This is a genomic window from Bacillus sp. FSL M7-1345 (assembly GCF_038006985.1).
Lineage (GTDB): Bacteria > Bacillota > Bacilli > Bacillales > Bacillaceae_G > Bacillus_A > Bacillus_A cereus_U.
The window spans coordinates 259891-279561 of record NZ_JBBOWG010000001.1 but is presented as its reverse complement, the minus strand read 5'-3'; the positions used below and the strand labels follow the sequence as shown (position 1 = coordinate 279561).

The following is a 19671-nucleotide window of genomic DNA, read 5'->3' as shown; positions in this document are numbered from 1 at the left end:
CCCCTAACTAACCTCTCTATTTCAAGAGGATTATCCTCCGTACATTACTGGGTTCCACAAGAAATTCTTTTCTAGCAACTTCATTTACTCTCCTTATCTTAATTACAATATCTCTTTCTAACAGTGCACACACTCTTCTTCACTCTCCTGAACCATTCATAATAGAATGAACTGACTATAGACTAGATTCAATTAATATTAAAAATTATGATGAGTAAAGGACCATTCGTAGATTATTTCATAAAACCAGTTGGAAATAGAATAATTGGTTCGTTTACAGATTTCACGATACTTTCATAGAAAAACACTCATTATTTTGATACACGTCAACTATAGACAAGAACAAGACACTAAAACATATGAACATGCAGCTGTCATAGCACCGTGGCTCACGAACCTATACGGTCTATAGTGAGAGTAGTGATGGCACACTACAATCTTGCACGTCAGCGATACCAAAAACGGACTTCGCCTTTGGTAGCAAGAATCACACTAATGTTAATCAGGTTGCCCCTTTAGCAGTGGGAGTTTCAATAAATCCAATATTAATAATCAAATATACTTTACTGAAGAACCACTTCACTAAAGTATGTAAAGTTACAAGCTATACTAGAAATCCAAACCTAGTATGATAACTCTTCTTTAAACACATATGTCCAATAGAAAATAAGCACCTCAATTGATTGAGTATGCCCATTACACCATTCAAGAACAAACGTTCCTACCTCTTGTTATACACCACTACTTCCTTGCATTTAAGTAATCATACTATAATTTTTCACTTACACTTATCTTCTATATAAAAGCTACAAAATTATAAAATTTAAAGAGTTGTATCCTATATCTATATACGGACAACCGTAAGCTTTTCCATTAGAAGAACAAATAGAGTATATAAGAAAACAAACTAACTGATTTTATTCCCGATGAACCCATTCTTCCTCCAACTTATTTATATCAACGTGATAATAAAGACAAATATGTTGTTCAAATAGCAACCGGTGGCCAATTATACTTTAATTACCTTATTTATAAGGCTACAAAAAAAGATTCTTATCCAACTACTGGAGGAAACAAGTAGAACTTATAAAGAAGCTGAACACTATGTACAAGAGCAGTTCCAATATTACTACTCACAACTGATCTTCCCGCCCCAGAGATTCCCTTGGGAATTTCGTGTAACAAACTACAAAAAAGATTATAGAGTCTAAACATTAATCCACACATCTTTATCCAAAATGTTATATGCGAAAGTAATACATAAGACTTTCAAGAACTATATTTTGAAATTATCGCCGCTCTTCAAAAGCCAGATTCAGAAAAAAGAACACGCCCTATTATCTTTTTAACTCCACCACTTTCACCATATAACTACTTAAAACAAATAAAGTGAAGGCTAATAATCAGTGGGGGTTTTGTTGATCCCCCACTGATTATTAGCCTTCACCAATCGGGCGTTTACGGGCAACAGGGCTCCCACCTAACTTCTTTGCTCCAGCTAAATTTTGAGGTGGGAGTTTTACTGCCCGCAAATAGCGGGCTAAATGAAGCAATTAGCCTGTTACAATGAACTTTTTTCTTCAAAATTTTTCATGTACCACTATTCGGGTTCACTTCAATTTAACATGTGGTAGATTCTTTGCTATTCACGAATTAAAGCCATTATCATACGAAACAATTCAGAGATTAAACATCCCGTCATTATAGATGTCTAAAAAAAAGATCCTCATAAATGGAGTGAACTTGTTTAAAAGCCATATTTATTCAGTTTATTATCTTCATTGATCCGTGGGTTTCAAATAACTACAAAGCTATTACAAATAAACAATATGCTACTTGCTCATGAACGTTTTGAGCTTATCGATGTAAGAAACAAAGTAAAGCCTATAATGAATAACAATTTTATATAAATACGCTTACCTTTAAACAAATAAGCTTGTTATCAATAGGTTTCTTGAACCATAGATAACAAGCTTATTTCATTAAACACAAAAAAGACGAGTCATTCTGACTCATCTTAAAGTTGCTTGGCGACGTCCTACTCTCACAGGGACAAGGTCCCAACTACCATCGGCGCTAGAGAGCTTAACTTCCGTGTTCGGTATGGGAACGGGTGTGACCTCTCTGCCATCATCACCAAACTATTGAAGGTATATTCCTTCAAAACTAGATAACATTTGCTTCATATTATATGGTTAAGTCCTCGATCTATTAGTATTCGTCAGCTCCACATGTCACCATGCTTCCACCTCGAACCTATCAACCTGATCATCTTTCAGGGATCTTACTAGCTTACGCTATGGGAAATCTCATCTTGAGGGGGGCTTCATGCTTAGATGCTTTCAGCACTTATCCCTTCCGCACATAGCTACCCAGCTATGCCCTTGGCAGAACAACTGGTACACCAGCGGTGCGTCCATCCCGGTCCTCTCGTACTAAGGACAGCTCCTCTCAAATTTCCTGCGCCCACGACGGATAGGGACCGAACTGTCTCACGACGTTCTGAACCCAGCTCGCGTACCGCTTTAATGGGCGAACAGCCCAACCCTTGGGACCGACTACAGCCCCAGGATGCGATGAGCCGACATCGAGGTGCCAAACCTCCCCGTCGATGTGGACTCTTGGGGGAGATAAGCCTGTTATCCCCGGGGTAGCTTTTATCCGTTGAGCGATGGCCCTTCCATGCGGAACCACCGGATCACTAAGCCCGACTTTCGTCCCTGCTCGACTTGTAGGTCTCGCAGTCAAGCTCCCTTATGCCTTTGCACTCTACGAATGATTTCCAACCATTCTGAGGGAACCTTTGGGCGCCTCCGTTACACTTTAGGAGGCGACCGCCCCAGTCAAACTGCCCACCTGACACTGTCTCCCGGGTCGATAAGACCCGTAGGTTAGAATTTCAATACAGTCAGGGCGGTATCCCACCAGCGCCTCCACCGAAGCTAGCGCTCCGGTTTCAATGGCTCCCGCCTATCCTGTACAAACTGTACCAAAATTCAATATCAGGCTACAGTAAAGCTCCACGGGGTCTTTCCGTCCTGTCGCGGGTAACCTGCATCTTCACAGGTACTATAATTTCACCGAGTCTCTGGTTGAGACAGTGCCCAAATCGTTACACCTTTCGTGCGGGTCGGAACTTACCCGACAAGGAATTTCGCTACCTTAGGACCGTTATAGTTACGGCCGCCGTTTACTGGGGCTTCAGTTCAGAGCTTCGCTTACGCTAACCCCTCTCCTTAACCTTCCAGCACCGGGCAGGTGTCAGCCCCTATACTTCGCCTTACGGCTTCGCAGAGACCTGTGTTTTTGCTAAACAGTCGCTTGGGCCTATTCACTGCGGCTTTCCGTTAAGAAAGCACCCCTTCTCCCGAAGTTACGGGGTCATTTTGCCGAGTTCCTTAACCAGAGTTCTCTCGCACACCTTAGGATTCTCTCCTCGCCTACCTGTGTCGGTTTGCGGTACAGGCACCTTTTATCTCGCTAGAAGCTTTTCTTGGCAGCGGGGAATCAAAGACTTCGCTCCATAAGGAGCTTCCCCATCACAGCTCAGCCTTCACGATAAGCGGATTTGCCTACTTATCAGCCTAACTGCTTGGACGTGCACAACCAATCGCACGCTTCTTCTATCCTTCTGCGTCCCTCCATTGCTCAAACGATAAAGAGGTGGTACAGGAATATCAACCTGTTGTCCATCGCCTACGCCTGTCGGCCTCGGCTTAGGTCCTGACTAACCCTGAGCGGACGAGCCTTCCTCAGGAAACCTTAGGCATTCGGTGGACGGGATTCTCACCCGTCTTTCGCTACTCATACCGGCATTCTCACTTCTAAGCGCTCCACCAGTCCTTCCGGTCTGACTTCACTGCACTTAGAACGCTCCCCTACCACTGATACCATTGGTATCAATTCGCAGCTTCGGTGGTGTATTTAGCCCCGGTACATTTTCGGCGCAGAGTCACTCGACTAGTGAGCTATTACGCACTCTTTAAATGGTGGCTGCTTCTGAGCCAACATCCTAGTTGTCTAAGCAACTCCACATCCTTTTCCACTTAATACACACTTTGGGACCTTAGCTGGCGATCTGGGCTGTTTCCCTCTTGACTACGGATCTTATCACTCGCAGTCTGACTCCTAAGGATAAGTCATTGGCATTCGGAGTTTGACTGAATTCGGTAATCCGATGAGGACCCCTAGTTCAATCAGTGCTCTACCTCCAAGACTCTTACACTTAAGGCTAGCCCTAAAGCTATTTCGGGGAGAACCAGCTATCTCCAGGTTCGATTGGAATTTCTCCGCTACCCACACCTCATCCCCGCACTTTTCAACGTGCGTGGGTTCGGGCCTCCATTCAGTGTTACCTGAACTTCACCCTGGACATGGGTAGATCACCTGGTTTCGGGTCTACGACCACGTACTAAACGCCCTATTCAGACTCGCTTTCGCTGCGGCTCCGCCTCTTCAGCTTAACCTTGCACGGGATCGTAACTCGCCGGTTCATTCTACAAAAGGCACGCCATCACCCATTAACGGGCTCTGACTATTTGTAGGCACACGGTTTCAGGATCTCTTTCACTCCCCTTCCGGGGTGCTTTTCACCTTTCCCTCACGGTACTGGTTCACTATCGATCACTAGGGAGTATTTAGCCTTGGGAGATGGTCCTCCCAGATTCCGACGGAATTTCACGTGTTCCGCCGTACTCAGGATACATTCAAGAGAGAACGAAGTTTCGACTACGGGGTTGTTACCCTCTGTGACGGACCTTTCCAGGTCGCTTCGTCTACCTCGTTCCTTTGTAACTCCGTATAGAATGTCCTACAACCCCAAGAGGCAAGCCTCTTGGTTTGGGCTAGATTCCGTTTCGCTCGCCGCTACTCAGGAAATCGCATTTGCTTTCTCTTCCTCCAGGTACTTAGATGTTTCAGTTCCCTGGGTCTGTCTTCCATACCCTATGTATTCAGGTAAGGATACCATACCATTACGTATAGTGGGTTTCCCCATTCGGAAATCTTCGGATCAAAGCTTACTTACAGCTCCCCGAAGCATATCGGCGTTAGTCCCGTCCTTCATCGACTCCTAGTGTCAAGGCATCCACCGTGCGCCCTTTCTAACTTAACCAAAATAAAATTAAAAAAATATGAGCTACACTGTTATCTAGTTTTCAAAGAACATACATTTAAACTTGAGAGATAGTTCTCTCAAAACTGAACGAAACAAAACAAGTCAACGTTTATTGATGAACTGCGTTCATCAATTCTCCATAGAAAGGAGGTGATCCAGCCGCACCTTCCGATACGGCTACCTTGTTACGACTTCACCCCAATCATCTGTCCCACCTTAGGCGGCTGGCTCCATAAAGGTTACCCCACCGACTTCGGGTGTTACAAACTCTCGTGGTGTGACGGGCGGTGTGTACAAGGCCCGGGAACGTATTCACCGCGGCATGCTGATCCGCGATTACTAGCGATTCCAGCTTCATGTAGGCGAGTTGCAGCCTACAATCCGAACTGAGAACGGTTTTATGAGATTAGCTCCACCTCGCGGTCTTGCAGCTCTTTGTACCGTCCATTGTAGCACGTGTGTAGCCCAGGTCATAAGGGGCATGATGATTTGACGTCATCCCCACCTTCCTCCGGTTTGTCACCGGCAGTCACCTTAGAGTGCCCAACTTAATGATGGCAACTAAGATCAAGGGTTGCGCTCGTTGCGGGACTTAACCCAACATCTCACGACACGAGCTGACGACAACCATGCACCACCTGTCACTCTGCTCCCGAAGGAGAAGCTCTATCTCTAGAGTTTTCAGAGGATGTCAAGACCTGGTAAGGTTCTTCGCGTTGCTTCGAATTAAACCACATGCTCCACCGCTTGTGCGGGCCCCCGTCAATTCCTTTGAGTTTCAGCCTTGCGGCCGTACTCCCCAGGCGGAGTGCTTAATGCGTTAACTTCAGCACTAAAGGGCGGAAACCCTCTAACACTTAGCACTCATCGTTTACGGCGTGGACTACCAGGGTATCTAATCCTGTTTGCTCCCCACGCTTTCGCGCCTCAGTGTCAGTTACAGACCAGAAAGTCGCCTTCGCCACTGGTGTTCCTCCATATCTCTACGCATTTCACCGCTACACATGGAATTCCACTTTCCTCTTCTGCACTCAAGTCTCCCAGTTTCCAATGACCCTCCACGGTTGAGCCGTGGGCTTTCACATCAGACTTAAGAAACCACCTGCGCGCGCTTTACGCCCAATAATTCCGGATAACGCTTGCCACCTACGTATTACCGCGGCTGCTGGCACGTAGTTAGCCGTGGCTTTCTGGTTAGGTACCGTCAAGGTGCCAGCTTATTCAACTAGCACTTGTTCTTCCCTAACAACAGAGTTTTACGACCCGAAAGCCTTCATCACTCACGCGGCGTTGCTCCGTCAGACTTTCGTCCATTGCGGAAGATTCCCTACTGCTGCCTCCCGTAGGAGTCTGGGCCGTGTCTCAGTCCCAGTGTGGCCGATCACCCTCTCAGGTCGGCTACGCATCGTTGCCTTGGTGAGCCGTTACCTCACCAACTAGCTAATGCGACGCGGGTCCATCCATAAGTGACAGCCGAAGCCGCCTTTCAATTTCGAACTATGCAGTTCAAAATATTATCCGGTATTAGCCCCGGTTTCCCGGAGTTATCCCAGTCTTATGGGTAGGTTACCCACGTGTTACTCACCCGTCCGCCGCTAACTTCATAAGAGCAAGCTCTTAATCCATTCGCTCGACTTGCATGTATTAGGCACGCCGCCAGCGTTCATCCTGAGCCAGGATCAAACTCTCCAATAAAGTTAGTTTGTCTAGCATCTAAAAATAAAAATTGACGTTCACGTTGTTTGTTTCGTTCAGTTTTCAAAGAACTTGTCTGCCGCTCATTTGCGACTCCCTTATGTTAACATTTTCATATTTCAATGTCAACCAAGTTTTTTTATTTCTTTTGTCGCTTTCTGCGTTGTTGCTATCGACGACTTGTCCTATATTACACCTATGTATGTTAATCGTCAATAGTTTTAAATAAGTTTTTTATAAAAATATGAATTAACTATACCAACAAGCCGTTAGCACAATAATAATACACTTGAATGTAACTCCCCCAAAATAAACTAAATACGAATAACCTATAAAAGTCACTGTAGGTTATTCGTATTTAGTTGTCATTAATATACATATGCCATTTAAAATTTATCCCCTCATTACATTATGTACACCATAATAGAAAGAAAGAATTAAATATTATTCCTTTGAAGGTATCGAGCAGCTACCATCTGCACAATAATCATCTGTTGTACTATTTATTGAAAGATCTTGAAGTTCAGACTTAGGATTCTCTTCTTCCCACACCTGCTGAAGTGCACCAACAAAGGTTTCAAGTGGTTGTGCACCTGAAATAGCATACTTTTGATTAACAATAAAATAAGGTACCCCTGTAATTTTATATTGTTGGGCAATTGATTCATCAATCCTAACCTCATTGGCATAAGCATTTTTATTATGAATAACATTTAAAGCCTCTTCCCTATCTAGACCGGAAGCTTCAGCAATATTAGCTAGTGTTTCCACATCACTTAAGTTTCTCGATTCAGTGAAATATGCAAAAAGTAGATTTTCTGTAATCTCCTTTTCCTTCCCCTGATCCTTTGCGAATTTCGCCAAACGATGTGCATCAAAAGTATTTGTTGGCTTCATCTCTTCAAAATTGAAACTTAAACCCATACTAGCTGCATGATTGCCTAGTTGTACATTATTACGATCAGCTTCTTCAACACTAATTCCATACTTCGATGCAAGTACTTCATTAATACTCGTTCCAGAGTAGATCGGAGCATTTTGATCTAATTCAAAACTTTTAAACTCAACTTCAACATCTTTCTTATGTGGAAATTGCCCTAAAGCCATTTCTAATCTACGCTTCCCAATATAGCAAAACGGGCATACAAAATCAGACCAAACTTCAATTTTCATATGAACACCTCATTAACATTTATTTTTCAATCATTGTAGCACTGACGTTACGGAATTCAAAAATTTATGCCTCAAGAAGTTACGACTACTAATCAAAGAAGATTTCATGCCCATATATACACTTCAATTGTAAATGAGCTCCTTGTTCAACATTCCTATATCTCACTACATATTTAGCCATAATATAGCTGTTCTCATAATAGTTGAAAAGCACCTGTATTATTTCCATAGATTATGTACTACTTCCCTATACTTAATAACAAAAAAATATCCCTCAAAACGCTACTATTATAAGAATAAAAAATTAAACAAGCCCGTCTATATAAAATGCAATTATATAGACGGGCTTGTTTAATAGATTTAGCAAACTGCAAACTCAAAGGAAGCAATTATACAAATCTATATTATTGAAATTATGAACGGAGTTATTTTCAAAAGTATATTAGTGAAGAAGATTTAGATGTCCAATCATGAAGAAGAAGTATTTACCGGCAGAAATACCTCTAATATTTATTAGTTAAGGGCTACTGTATACAGGATTTTAAGGAAAAATAGCTATACAATTCATAAATCATTAAATCATTTAGAGTATAGAAGCTTCAATTATGCGCCAAGTTTTTTAGAAATTAATTATAAAAGAAGAGAGATTTCCTCTTATATTGAAGATATGACCAATAATGGTCCTATGACGAAATACATATAGTTTAATGAATACTTAATAAAAATAGCGAAAATACTTCGCCTTTATCATGATTCTGTAAATAATTTTCCATCTGGTATGATTTAGCAATCCATATTTCCACTCTTGTTTCTACCGAAACAAATATACAAAAAACACAAGTCTTTTGACTTGTGTTTTAGCTTGCTTGGCGACGTCCTACTCTCACAGGGACAAGGTCCCAACTACCATCGGCGCTAGAGAGCTTAACTTCCGTGTTCGGTATGGGAACGGGTGTGACCTCTCTGCCATCATCACCAAACTATTGAAGGTATATTCCTTCAAAACTAGATAACATTTGCTTCATATTATATGGTTAAGTCCTCGATCTATTAGTATTCGTCAGCTCCACATGTCACCATGCTTCCACCTCGAACCTATCAACCTGATCATCTTTCAGGGATCTTACTAGCTTACGCTATGGGAAATCTCATCTTGAGGGGGGCTTCATGCTTAGATGCTTTCAGCACTTATCCCTTCCGCACATAGCTACCCAGCTATGCCCTTGGCAGAACAACTGGTACACCAGCGGTGCGTCCATCCCGGTCCTCTCGTACTAAGGACAGCTCCTCTCAAATTTCCTGCGCCCACGACGGATAGGGACCGAACTGTCTCACGACGTTCTGAACCCAGCTCGCGTACCGCTTTAATGGGCGAACAGCCCAACCCTTGGGACCGACTACAGCCCCAGGATGCGATGAGCCGACATCGAGGTGCCAAACCTCCCCGTCGATGTGGACTCTTGGGGGAGATAAGCCTGTTATCCCCGGGGTAGCTTTTATCCGTTGAGCGATGGCCCTTCCATGCGGAACCACCGGATCACTAAGCCCGACTTTCGTCCCTGCTCGACTTGTAGGTCTCGCAGTCAAGCTCCCTTATGCCTTTGCACTCTACGAATGATTTCCAACCATTCTGAGGGAACCTTTGGGCGCCTCCGTTACACTTTAGGAGGCGACCGCCCCAGTCAAACTGCCCACCTGACACTGTCTCCCGGGTCGATAAGACCCGTAGGTTAGAATTTCAATACAGTCAGGGCGGTATCCCACCAGCGCCTCCACCGAAGCTAGCGCTCCGGTTTCAATGGCTCCCGCCTATCCTGTACAAACTGTACCAAAATTCAATATCAGGCTACAGTAAAGCTCCACGGGGTCTTTCCGTCCTGTCGCGGGTAACCTGCATCTTCACAGGTACTATAATTTCACCGAGTCTCTGGTTGAGACAGTGCCCAAATCGTTACACCTTTCGTGCGGGTCGGAACTTACCCGACAAGGAATTTCGCTACCTTAGGACCGTTATAGTTACGGCCGCCGTTTACTGGGGCTTCAGTTCAGAGCTTCGCTTACGCTAACCCCTCTCCTTAACCTTCCAGCACCGGGCAGGTGTCAGCCCCTATACTTCGCCTTACGGCTTCGCAGAGACCTGTGTTTTTGCTAAACAGTCGCTTGGGCCTATTCACTGCGGCTTTCCGTTAAGAAAGCACCCCTTCTCCCGAAGTTACGGGGTCATTTTGCCGAGTTCCTTAACCAGAGTTCTCTCGCACACCTTAGGATTCTCTCCTCGCCTACCTGTGTCGGTTTGCGGTACAGGCACCTTTTATCTCGCTAGAAGCTTTTCTTGGCAGCGGGGAATCAAAGACTTCGCTCCATAAGGAGCTTCCCCATCACAGCTCAGCCTTCACGATAAGCGGATTTGCCTACTTATCAGCCTAACTGCTTGGACGTGCACAACCAATCGCACGCTTCTTCTATCCTTCTGCGTCCCTCCATTGCTCAAACGATAAAGAGGTGGTACAGGAATATCAACCTGTTGTCCATCGCCTACGCCTGTCGGCCTCGGCTTAGGTCCTGACTAACCCTGAGCGGACGAGCCTTCCTCAGGAAACCTTAGGCATTCGGTGGACGGGATTCTCACCCGTCTTTCGCTACTCATACCGGCATTCTCACTTCTAAGCGCTCCACCAGTCCTTCCGGTCTGACTTCACTGCACTTAGAACGCTCCCCTACCACTGATACCATTGGTATCAATTCGCAGCTTCGGTGGTGTATTTAGCCCCGGTACATTTTCGGCGCAGAGTCACTCGACTAGTGAGCTATTACGCACTCTTTAAATGGTGGCTGCTTCTGAGCCAACATCCTAGTTGTCTAAGCAACTCCACATCCTTTTCCACTTAATACACACTTTGGGACCTTAGCTGGCGATCTGGGCTGTTTCCCTCTTGACTACGGATCTTATCACTCGCAGTCTGACTCCTAAGGATAAGTCATTGGCATTCGGAGTTTGACTGAATTCGGTAATCCGATGAGGACCCCTAGTTCAATCAGTGCTCTACCTCCAAGACTCTTACACTTAAGGCTAGCCCTAAAGCTATTTCGGGGAGAACCAGCTATCTCCAGGTTCGATTGGAATTTCTCCGCTACCCACACCTCATCCCCGCACTTTTCAACGTGCGTGGGTTCGGGCCTCCATTCAGTGTTACCTGAACTTCACCCTGGACATGGGTAGATCACCTGGTTTCGGGTCTACGACCACGTACTAAACGCCCTATTCAGACTCGCTTTCGCTGCGGCTCCGCCTCTTCAGCTTAACCTTGCACGGGATCGTAACTCGCCGGTTCATTCTACAAAAGGCACGCCATCACCCATTAACGGGCTCTGACTATTTGTAGGCACACGGTTTCAGGATCTCTTTCACTCCCCTTCCGGGGTGCTTTTCACCTTTCCCTCACGGTACTGGTTCACTATCGATCACTAGGGAGTATTTAGCCTTGGGAGATGGTCCTCCCAGATTCCGACGGAATTTCACGTGTTCCGCCGTACTCAGGATACATTCAAGAGAGAACGAAGTTTCGACTACGGGGTTGTTACCCTCTGTGACGGACCTTTCCAGGTCGCTTCGTCTACCTCGTTCCTTTGTAACTCCGTATAGAATGTCCTACAACCCCAAGAGGCAAGCCTCTTGGTTTGGGCTAGATTCCGTTTCGCTCGCCGCTACTCAGGAAATCGCATTTGCTTTCTCTTCCTCCAGGTACTTAGATGTTTCAGTTCCCTGGGTCTGTCTTCCATACCCTATGTATTCAGGTAAGGATACCATACCATTACGTATAGTGGGTTTCCCCATTCGGAAATCTTCGGATCAAAGCTTACTTACAGCTCCCCGAAGCATATCGGCGTTAGTCCCGTCCTTCATCGACTCCTAGTGTCAAGGCATCCACCGTGCGCCCTTTCTAACTTAACCAAAATAAAATTAAAAAAATATGAGCTACACTGTTATCTAGTTTTCAAAGAACATACATTTAAACTTGAGAGATAGTTCTCTCAAAACTGAACGAAACAAAACAAGTCAACGTTTATTGATGAACTGCGTTCATCAATTCTCCATAGAAAGGAGGTGATCCAGCCGCACCTTCCGATACGGCTACCTTGTTACGACTTCACCCCAATCATCTGTCCCACCTTAGGCGGCTGGCTCCATAAAGGTTACCCCACCGACTTCGGGTGTTACAAACTCTCGTGGTGTGACGGGCGGTGTGTACAAGGCCCGGGAACGTATTCACCGCGGCATGCTGATCCGCGATTACTAGCGATTCCAGCTTCATGTAGGCGAGTTGCAGCCTACAATCCGAACTGAGAACGGTTTTATGAGATTAGCTCCACCTCGCGGTCTTGCAGCTCTTTGTACCGTCCATTGTAGCACGTGTGTAGCCCAGGTCATAAGGGGCATGATGATTTGACGTCATCCCCACCTTCCTCCGGTTTGTCACCGGCAGTCACCTTAGAGTGCCCAACTTAATGATGGCAACTAAGATCAAGGGTTGCGCTCGTTGCGGGACTTAACCCAACATCTCACGACACGAGCTGACGACAACCATGCACCACCTGTCACTCTGCTCCCGAAGGAGAAGCTCTATCTCTAGAGTTTTCAGAGGATGTCAAGACCTGGTAAGGTTCTTCGCGTTGCTTCGAATTAAACCACATGCTCCACCGCTTGTGCGGGCCCCCGTCAATTCCTTTGAGTTTCAGCCTTGCGGCCGTACTCCCCAGGCGGAGTGCTTAATGCGTTAACTTCAGCACTAAAGGGCGGAAACCCTCTAACACTTAGCACTCATCGTTTACGGCGTGGACTACCAGGGTATCTAATCCTGTTTGCTCCCCACGCTTTCGCGCCTCAGTGTCAGTTACAGACCAGAAAGTCGCCTTCGCCACTGGTGTTCCTCCATATCTCTACGCATTTCACCGCTACACATGGAATTCCACTTTCCTCTTCTGCACTCAAGTCTCCCAGTTTCCAATGACCCTCCACGGTTGAGCCGTGGGCTTTCACATCAGACTTAAGAAACCACCTGCGCGCGCTTTACGCCCAATAATTCCGGATAACGCTTGCCACCTACGTATTACCGCGGCTGCTGGCACGTAGTTAGCCGTGGCTTTCTGGTTAGGTACCGTCAAGGTGCCAGCTTATTCAACTAGCACTTGTTCTTCCCTAACAACAGAGTTTTACGACCCGAAAGCCTTCATCACTCACGCGGCGTTGCTCCGTCAGACTTTCGTCCATTGCGGAAGATTCCCTACTGCTGCCTCCCGTAGGAGTCTGGGCCGTGTCTCAGTCCCAGTGTGGCCGATCACCCTCTCAGGTCGGCTACGCATCGTTGCCTTGGTGAGCCGTTACCTCACCAACTAGCTAATGCGACGCGGGTCCATCCATAAGTGACAGCCGAAGCCGCCTTTCAATTTCGAACTATGCAGTTCAAAATATTATCCGGTATTAGCCCCGGTTTCCCGGAGTTATCCCAGTCTTATGGGTAGGTTACCCACGTGTTACTCACCCGTCCGCCGCTAACTTCATAAGAGCAAGCTCTTAATCCATTCGCTCGACTTGCATGTATTAGGCACGCCGCCAGCGTTCATCCTGAGCCAGGATCAAACTCTCCAATAAAGTTAGTTTGTCTAGCATCTAAAAATAAAAATTGACGTTTACGTTGTTTGTTTCGTTCAGTTTTCAAAGAACTTGTTTGTCGCTCATTTGCGACTCCCTTATGTTAACATTTTCATATTTCAATGTCAACCAAGTTTTTTTATTTCTTTTGTCGCTTTCTGCGTTGTTGCTATCGGCGACTTGTCCTATATTACACCTCTATACTCTAATCGTCAATATGTTTTTCTAAAAAAATATAAAAAGACTTATTCCTTTTAAAATAAGCCTTTTTATCCTATAACATTCTATTCATTTATTATTTTTCTATAATTGGTAATGAAACGATGAACTGAACGATACCGTCCTCATACTCAGCTCGAATACTACCACCTTGCAACTCAACAATGCTTTTCGCAATAGCTAATCCGAGCCCCGAACCTTCTGTTACTCTACTTCTAGATTGATCTTTCTTATAAAACCGTTCAAACAAGTTCCCTAACTCTTCTCTCGTAAACTCTTCACTATGATTTGCAATAACAACTTGTATATCCCTGCGCTGTCTTTGCAGAGAAACTTTTATCTCTCCATCATCTTTACTATACTTAATCGCATTCATTAGCAAGTTGTCGAATACACGGACCATCTTTTCCGAGTCAATCATTGCATGCGCACGTTCCTCAGGAAATTTCTTAACAAATGAAAGCCCGTGCTCTTCTGCCTGCGGTACTAACTCTTCTATTAATTGATCAAGTAACTCAGTTACACACACTTCTTGTTTTTCTAATACAACTTGTTCATTCGTTAACTTCGTATACTCAAATAAATCTTCTATTAAATTCCTTAACTGCTCCGATTTTGCAAAAGCAATTTTAGTATACTCATCATGTTGCTCTTTATTTTCATATTTAGAGTCTCTAAGTAATCGTAAGTATCCCATAATAGAAGTAAGCGGCGTACGCAAATCATGAGATACATTCGTAATAAGCTCATTCTTTTGCTTCTCTAATTTACGTTCCTTTTCTATATTATTCATAAGCTCTTCTGCCATATTATTAATATTCTCAGTTAAAGACGCAATCTCATCTTCACCTTTCTTCTCAATACGATAAGCCAAGTTTCCTTTTTCTATTTCTTTCACACCTTCTGCCATCGCTTCGATCTGCTTCATCTTTCTCTTTGTTATATAGAAGAAAGAGAAAATGAATACGAGCACACCAATTAAAAACGGGAATGGCCCTTCTTGCGTGTCATACATTACTTCTCCCTCTGGAATTCCACTAACAAACATGTACAAATTCTTTCCTTCTATAGTAATAGGTGAAAAAGCTATAAACTCTTTTCTTGTACTTTCAAATACTTCTCTACCATTTGTATAATTAATCGCAAACGATGCTGCATTACGAATCGTATTATGCAAATCTATTTGCTCTTCTTGTGCCTGCTTCGTTTTATATAAAACTTTCCCGCTTTCGTCAGTAACCAATATCTTTAAAACTCTAGATCCTTGCTCTAAATTTTGGTTCTCTATTTCAATCATATTTGATATGGCTTCTAATTTATTTTCATGAACTGAGCTATTTGCAGCACTTTGAGCTTGTTGATTAATTCGCTCCATACCAGCTCGATAATCGATAGTAGCCTCACGATTTGCATTTTCAAAAAATGGTGCTGCTGCTTTCGTTGATAAAACTCCTAATAACGCACAAGCTGCGAAAGTAGTAATCAGTTGAATTCTTATACTCCGCCGTACACTCTTCACTAATTTCTCCACTAATATTCTAGCTTTCCTTACATAAGTAAACGGATTAAATATCTTTTTCAATCTTATACCCCACTCCCCATACTGTTTTTATATATCTCGGCTTCCTTGGATTCTCCTCAATCTTTTCACGTACTTTCCGAATATGCACCATTACAGTATTATCAGACTGGAAAGATCTTTCGTTCCAAACCTTTTCATAAATTTGTTCAGCACTAAAGACCATATCTGGATTACGAGCTAGCAATTCTAAAATCGAAAATTCCCGTGGAGTTAACTTCACTTCTTCTCCCTCTACAATGACTTTATGAGTTGAGATGTTTATTGTCATATCTCCAATTTCTAACTCGTCCTCATTTTGAATAGCAAAACCATTCATTTTCATATAACGACGTAGCTGCGATTTAATTCTTGCGATTAACTCTAACGGATTAAACGGTTTTGTTACGTAATCATCTGCACCTGTTGTTAATCCTAAAATTTTATCCATATCTTGCGTTTTTGCCGAAAGCATAATAATCGGCATTTCCTTCGCTTCCCTTACTTTCATACACATATGAATACCATCTACTTTCGGCATCATAATATCCAACACAACTAAATGCACTTCATTTTCTTCTAATATACGTAACCCTTCTTCTCCGTCCCCTGCCTGCAGCACTTTATATCCTTCGTTCTTTAAATAGATTGTAATAAGATTCCTAATTTCTTTTTCATCATCTACGACAAGTATTGTTTCCCCGGCCATACTATCTCCCCCATCACTTTTTTAATCCCTAACTTCTATTATAAGAAAACTTCTGAAGAAAAACGCTCGGAAATCCTTAAGATTTTCTGAAGACGCAAAAAAGGTCTAGACTCCCCTTAAGTCTAGACCTTTCAAAAACCCCTCTTATTTACGAACGTAGATGAAATATAGTACGAATAAAACTCCCATAACATACATAATTGGATGAATCTCTTTACGACGACCACTCACAACCATTGTAATTGGATAGAAGATAAACCCGATTGCAATTCCTGTTGCGATACTATACGTAAGTGGCATTGAAATGATAGTAAAGAACGCTGGTACTGCAATCTCGAATTTCTTCCAATCAATTTCTCCTAAAGACGAAACCATCAAGATTCCTACAATAATTAAAGCTGGTGCCGTTACAGCTGGTGTCACAACACTTAATAGTGGCGAGAAGAAAAGTGCCAGTAAGAAGAATCCTGCTGTTACAACTGCTGTAAATCCAGAACGTCCTCCTGCTGCTACCCCTGCAGACGATTCAATGTAAGACGTTGTAGTAGATGTACCTAGAATTGCACCAATTACAGTTGCAACCGCATCTGCAAATAATGCTTTTCCTGCACGTGGTAATTTATTGTTCTTCATTAATCCCGCTTGATTCGCAACCGCTACAAGCGTACCTGCTGTATCAAAGAAATCGATAAAGAAGAACGTGATAATAACAATCGCCATTTCAACAGTGAAAATATCTCCAAAGTGAGTTAACGCCACACCGAACGTTGGTTCTAGACTCGGTATTGCTCCCACTACAGCTTTCGGAGTATCAATTAATCCTGTTGCTACTCCTAAGATTGCCGTAAGAATCATACCGTAGAAAACAGCACCATTTATTTTCCTAATCATGAAGATGATTGTAATAACAACTCCGAAAATCGCCAGCAACGTTGTACCCTTCGTTAAATCCCCTAATCCAACAAGGACAGCATCATTTTTTACGATAATTCCGGCATTTTGGAATCCAAGGAAGGCAATGAATAATCCGATACCCGCCGCTACTGCAAACTTTAACTCTACTGGAATTGCATTAATGATTTTTTCACGAATACCTGAAGCAGTAAGAATAATAAAGATAATACCTGACATTAATGTTCCAGCAATCGCCGTTTGCCACGGAATTCCCATCGTTAACACCGCTGTATAAGCAAAGAACGCGTTTATTCCCATACCTGGCGCTAAAGCAATCGGATACTTCGCAAATATCCCCATGATTAACGAACCAATCGCCGCTGCTAATGCTGTAGCAACGAATACTGCACCTGGATCCATTCCTGTACCTGCTGGTAACCCTTTAACATTTCCAAGCGACAGCGTAGCAGGATTGACAAATAGTACGTAAGCCATAGATAGAAATGTCGTTAACCCTGCTATGAACTCAGTCTTATAATTCGTACCGAGCTCATCAAACTGAAAATAGCGTTTCATCCTACGTTTCCCCCGTTATATGATTACTCGCCGTATTTCACCCTAGCCCTCTTTTATCTATAAAAATAAAAAAGGCTCCCATTGCATATACATGGAAGCGTTCTATAAACAAAGACAAGTTTCCCCTCATCTTTATACAAACGCCTCGTAGTCAAGCCATTTACGGTAGCTAGGTAGAAACTTTCGGGCCATATCCCCGATATTATACGACGGCATAATATTCACTTTTTGTTTGAATTACATACTCATATTAACTCACAATAGGGTGTGTGTCAATTTAAAAACGAACATTTTTATATATTTTTATATTTTCGTTCGTATAATCACTTAAAAACAAAAAGATCCATCTATGCATAAAATGATAGATGGATCTTTCATTATAATACTATTCCCACTCAATAGTTGCTGGTGGCTTACTCGTTATATCATACACGATACGGTTAACGTGTTTTACTTCGTTTACGATACGTACAGAGATTTTCTCTAATACGTCCCAAGGGATACGTGCCCAGTCAGCTGTCATACCATCGATAGATGTTACTGCACGGATACCTACTGTGTAATCGTAAGTACGCTCGTCACCCATAACACCTACACTACGCATACCAGGAAGCGCAGTGAAGTATTGCCAAACTTCACGTTCTAATCCTGCTTTTTGGATTTCTTCACGTAAAATCGCATCAGATTCACGAACGATTTCTAATTTCTCTTCTGTAATTTCACCTAATACACGAATACCAAGTCCTGGACCTGGGAACGGTTGACGCCATACGATTTCATCAGGAATTCCTAATTCTGATCCTAATACACGTACTTCATCTTTAAATAAAGTGTTTAAAGGCTCAATTAATTTGAACTGCATGTCTTCTGGAAGTCCACCAACGTTATGGTGAGATTTAATTGTTTGTGCAGTTGCTGTACCACTTTCAACGATGTCCGTGTAAAGTGTACCTTGCGCTAGGAAGTCCATTCCTTTTAATCTAGAAGCTTCATCATCAAATACGTAAATGAATTCATTACCGATGATTTTACGCTTTTGTTCTGGATCTTCTACACCTTTTAACTTGTTCATGAAGCGTTCTTTCGCATCCACTTTAATAACGTTCATATGGAAGCCTTCGCTAAATGTTTTCATAACACCTTCTGCTTCATCTTTACGAAGTAAACCGTGGTCCACGAAAATACATGTTAATTGGTCACCAATCGCCTTATGAATTAATACTGCTACAACAGAAGAGTCTACACCGCCGCTAAGTGCGCATAGTACTTTTTTGTCTCCAACAGTTTCACGGATCTTTTCTAATTCTACTTCGATAAAGTTCTCCATGTTCCATCCTTCAGAACAACCACATACGCCGAATACGAAGTTTTTAATTAAATCGTTACCGTGCTCAGAGTGACGTACTTCTGGGTGGAATTGTACACCGTATAAGTTTTCCGCTTCATTGCTCATACCAGCGATTGGACAAGACTCACTTGTTGCATCTACTACGAATCCTTCAGGTAAACCAGTTACTAAGTCACCATGGCTCATCCATACAACTTGCTCTTCTGGAAGGTTCGCATATAATTTTGATTCGTTCTCTACTTTAAGAACAGCTTTTCCATACTCACGGTGGTTGGCACGTTCTACTTTACCACCGAAGTGTTGCGTCATAAGCTGCATACCGTAACAGATACCGAAAATCGGTAATCCTAGTTCAAAGATTTTTTCATCACAATGTAATGCACCTTCACCGTATACACTATTTGGTCCACCAGAGAAAATAATCCCTTTTGGATTCATTGCTTTAATTTCTTCTGCAGTAATTGTATGCGGATGAAGTTCACTGTATACACCGAACTCACGAATTCGACGTGCTATTAACTGATTGTACTGACTCCCAAAATCTAAAACGATAATTGTATCATGCTGCTTCTTCAAAATAATCACCCCAACGTTAGTTCTCGTATATAAATATTTTCACCAATTTAGGCGAAAAGCATTACCAATATAATAAAAAAAAGCCAGTCCTCCGCCTCTAGTCTCATAACAAAGAAAAGGCAGGGGTCTGGCTTTATAAAGAAAGATAGTCTCCGCT

At 43.2% G+C, this 19671-nt stretch carries 5 protein-coding genes, 6 rRNA genes and 1 riboswitch; all 11 genes read right to left on the bottom strand.

Annotated features, from left to right (window positions below):
• Nucleotides 1-2025: 2025 nt before the first annotated feature.
• The 11 genes from rrf (MHB76_RS01570) to guaA all read right to left on the bottom strand — a co-directional run bounded on the left by rrf (MHB76_RS01570) (nt 2026) and on the right by guaA (nt 19514).
• Nucleotides 2026-2141: ribosomal RNA gene (gene rrf / locus MHB76_RS01570) — 5S ribosomal RNA — on the bottom strand.
• A 50-nt stretch (nt 2142-2191) separates the two neighbouring features.
• Nucleotides 2192-5113, bottom strand: a 23S ribosomal RNA gene (locus MHB76_RS01565).
• Nucleotides 5114-5259: 146 nt separating this feature from the next.
• Nucleotides 5260-6811 (bottom strand): 16S ribosomal RNA (locus MHB76_RS01560).
• The 16S, 23S and 5S rRNA genes sit together here, the layout of an rRNA operon.
• A 444-nt stretch (nt 6812-7255) precedes the next feature.
• Nucleotides 7256-7984 carry a DsbA family oxidoreductase gene (locus tag MHB76_RS01555; protein ID WP_078175291.1) on the bottom strand — a complete coding sequence of 243 codons (729 nt, stop codon included), beginning with the start codon at nt 7982-7984 and terminating at the stop codon, nt 7256-7258.
• An 864-nt stretch (nt 7985-8848) separates the two neighbouring features.
• Nucleotides 8849-8964 (bottom strand): 5S ribosomal RNA (gene rrf / locus MHB76_RS01550).
• A gap of 50 nt (nt 8965-9014) precedes the next feature.
• Nucleotides 9015-11936 (bottom strand): 23S ribosomal RNA (locus MHB76_RS01545).
• Nucleotides 11937-12082: 146 nt separating this feature from the next.
• A 16S ribosomal RNA gene (locus MHB76_RS01540) occupies nt 12083-13634 on the bottom strand.
• 295 nt (nt 13635-13929) lie between these two features.
• Nucleotides 13930-15435 (bottom strand): sensor histidine kinase, encoded by a 1506-nt coding sequence (locus tag MHB76_RS01535; protein WP_078175182.1) that lies wholly within the window; start codon nt 15433-15435, stop codon nt 13930-13932.
• Nucleotides 15419-16120, bottom strand: coding sequence for a response regulator transcription factor (locus tag MHB76_RS01530; protein ID WP_070169779.1), 702 nt, complete (start codon nt 16118-16120; stop codon nt 15419-15421). The genes MHB76_RS01535 and MHB76_RS01530 overlap by 17 nt, the downstream gene beginning before the upstream one ends.
• Before the next feature lie 144 nt (nt 16121-16264).
• Nucleotides 16265-17590: an NCS2 family permease gene (locus tag MHB76_RS01525; protein ID WP_002113447.1), complete on the bottom strand. Its 1326-nt coding sequence runs from the start codon at nt 17588-17590 to the stop codon at nt 16265-16267.
• A gap of 128 nt (nt 17591-17718) precedes the next feature.
• Nucleotides 17719-17820, bottom strand: a riboswitch (purine riboswitch).
• A 155-nt stretch (nt 17821-17975) separates the two neighbouring features.
• Nucleotides 17976-19514, bottom strand: coding sequence for a glutamine-hydrolyzing GMP synthase (gene guaA / locus MHB76_RS01520; RefSeq protein WP_133059584.1), 1539 nt, complete (start codon nt 19512-19514; stop codon nt 17976-17978).
• Nucleotides 19515-19671 lie beyond the last annotated feature (157 nt).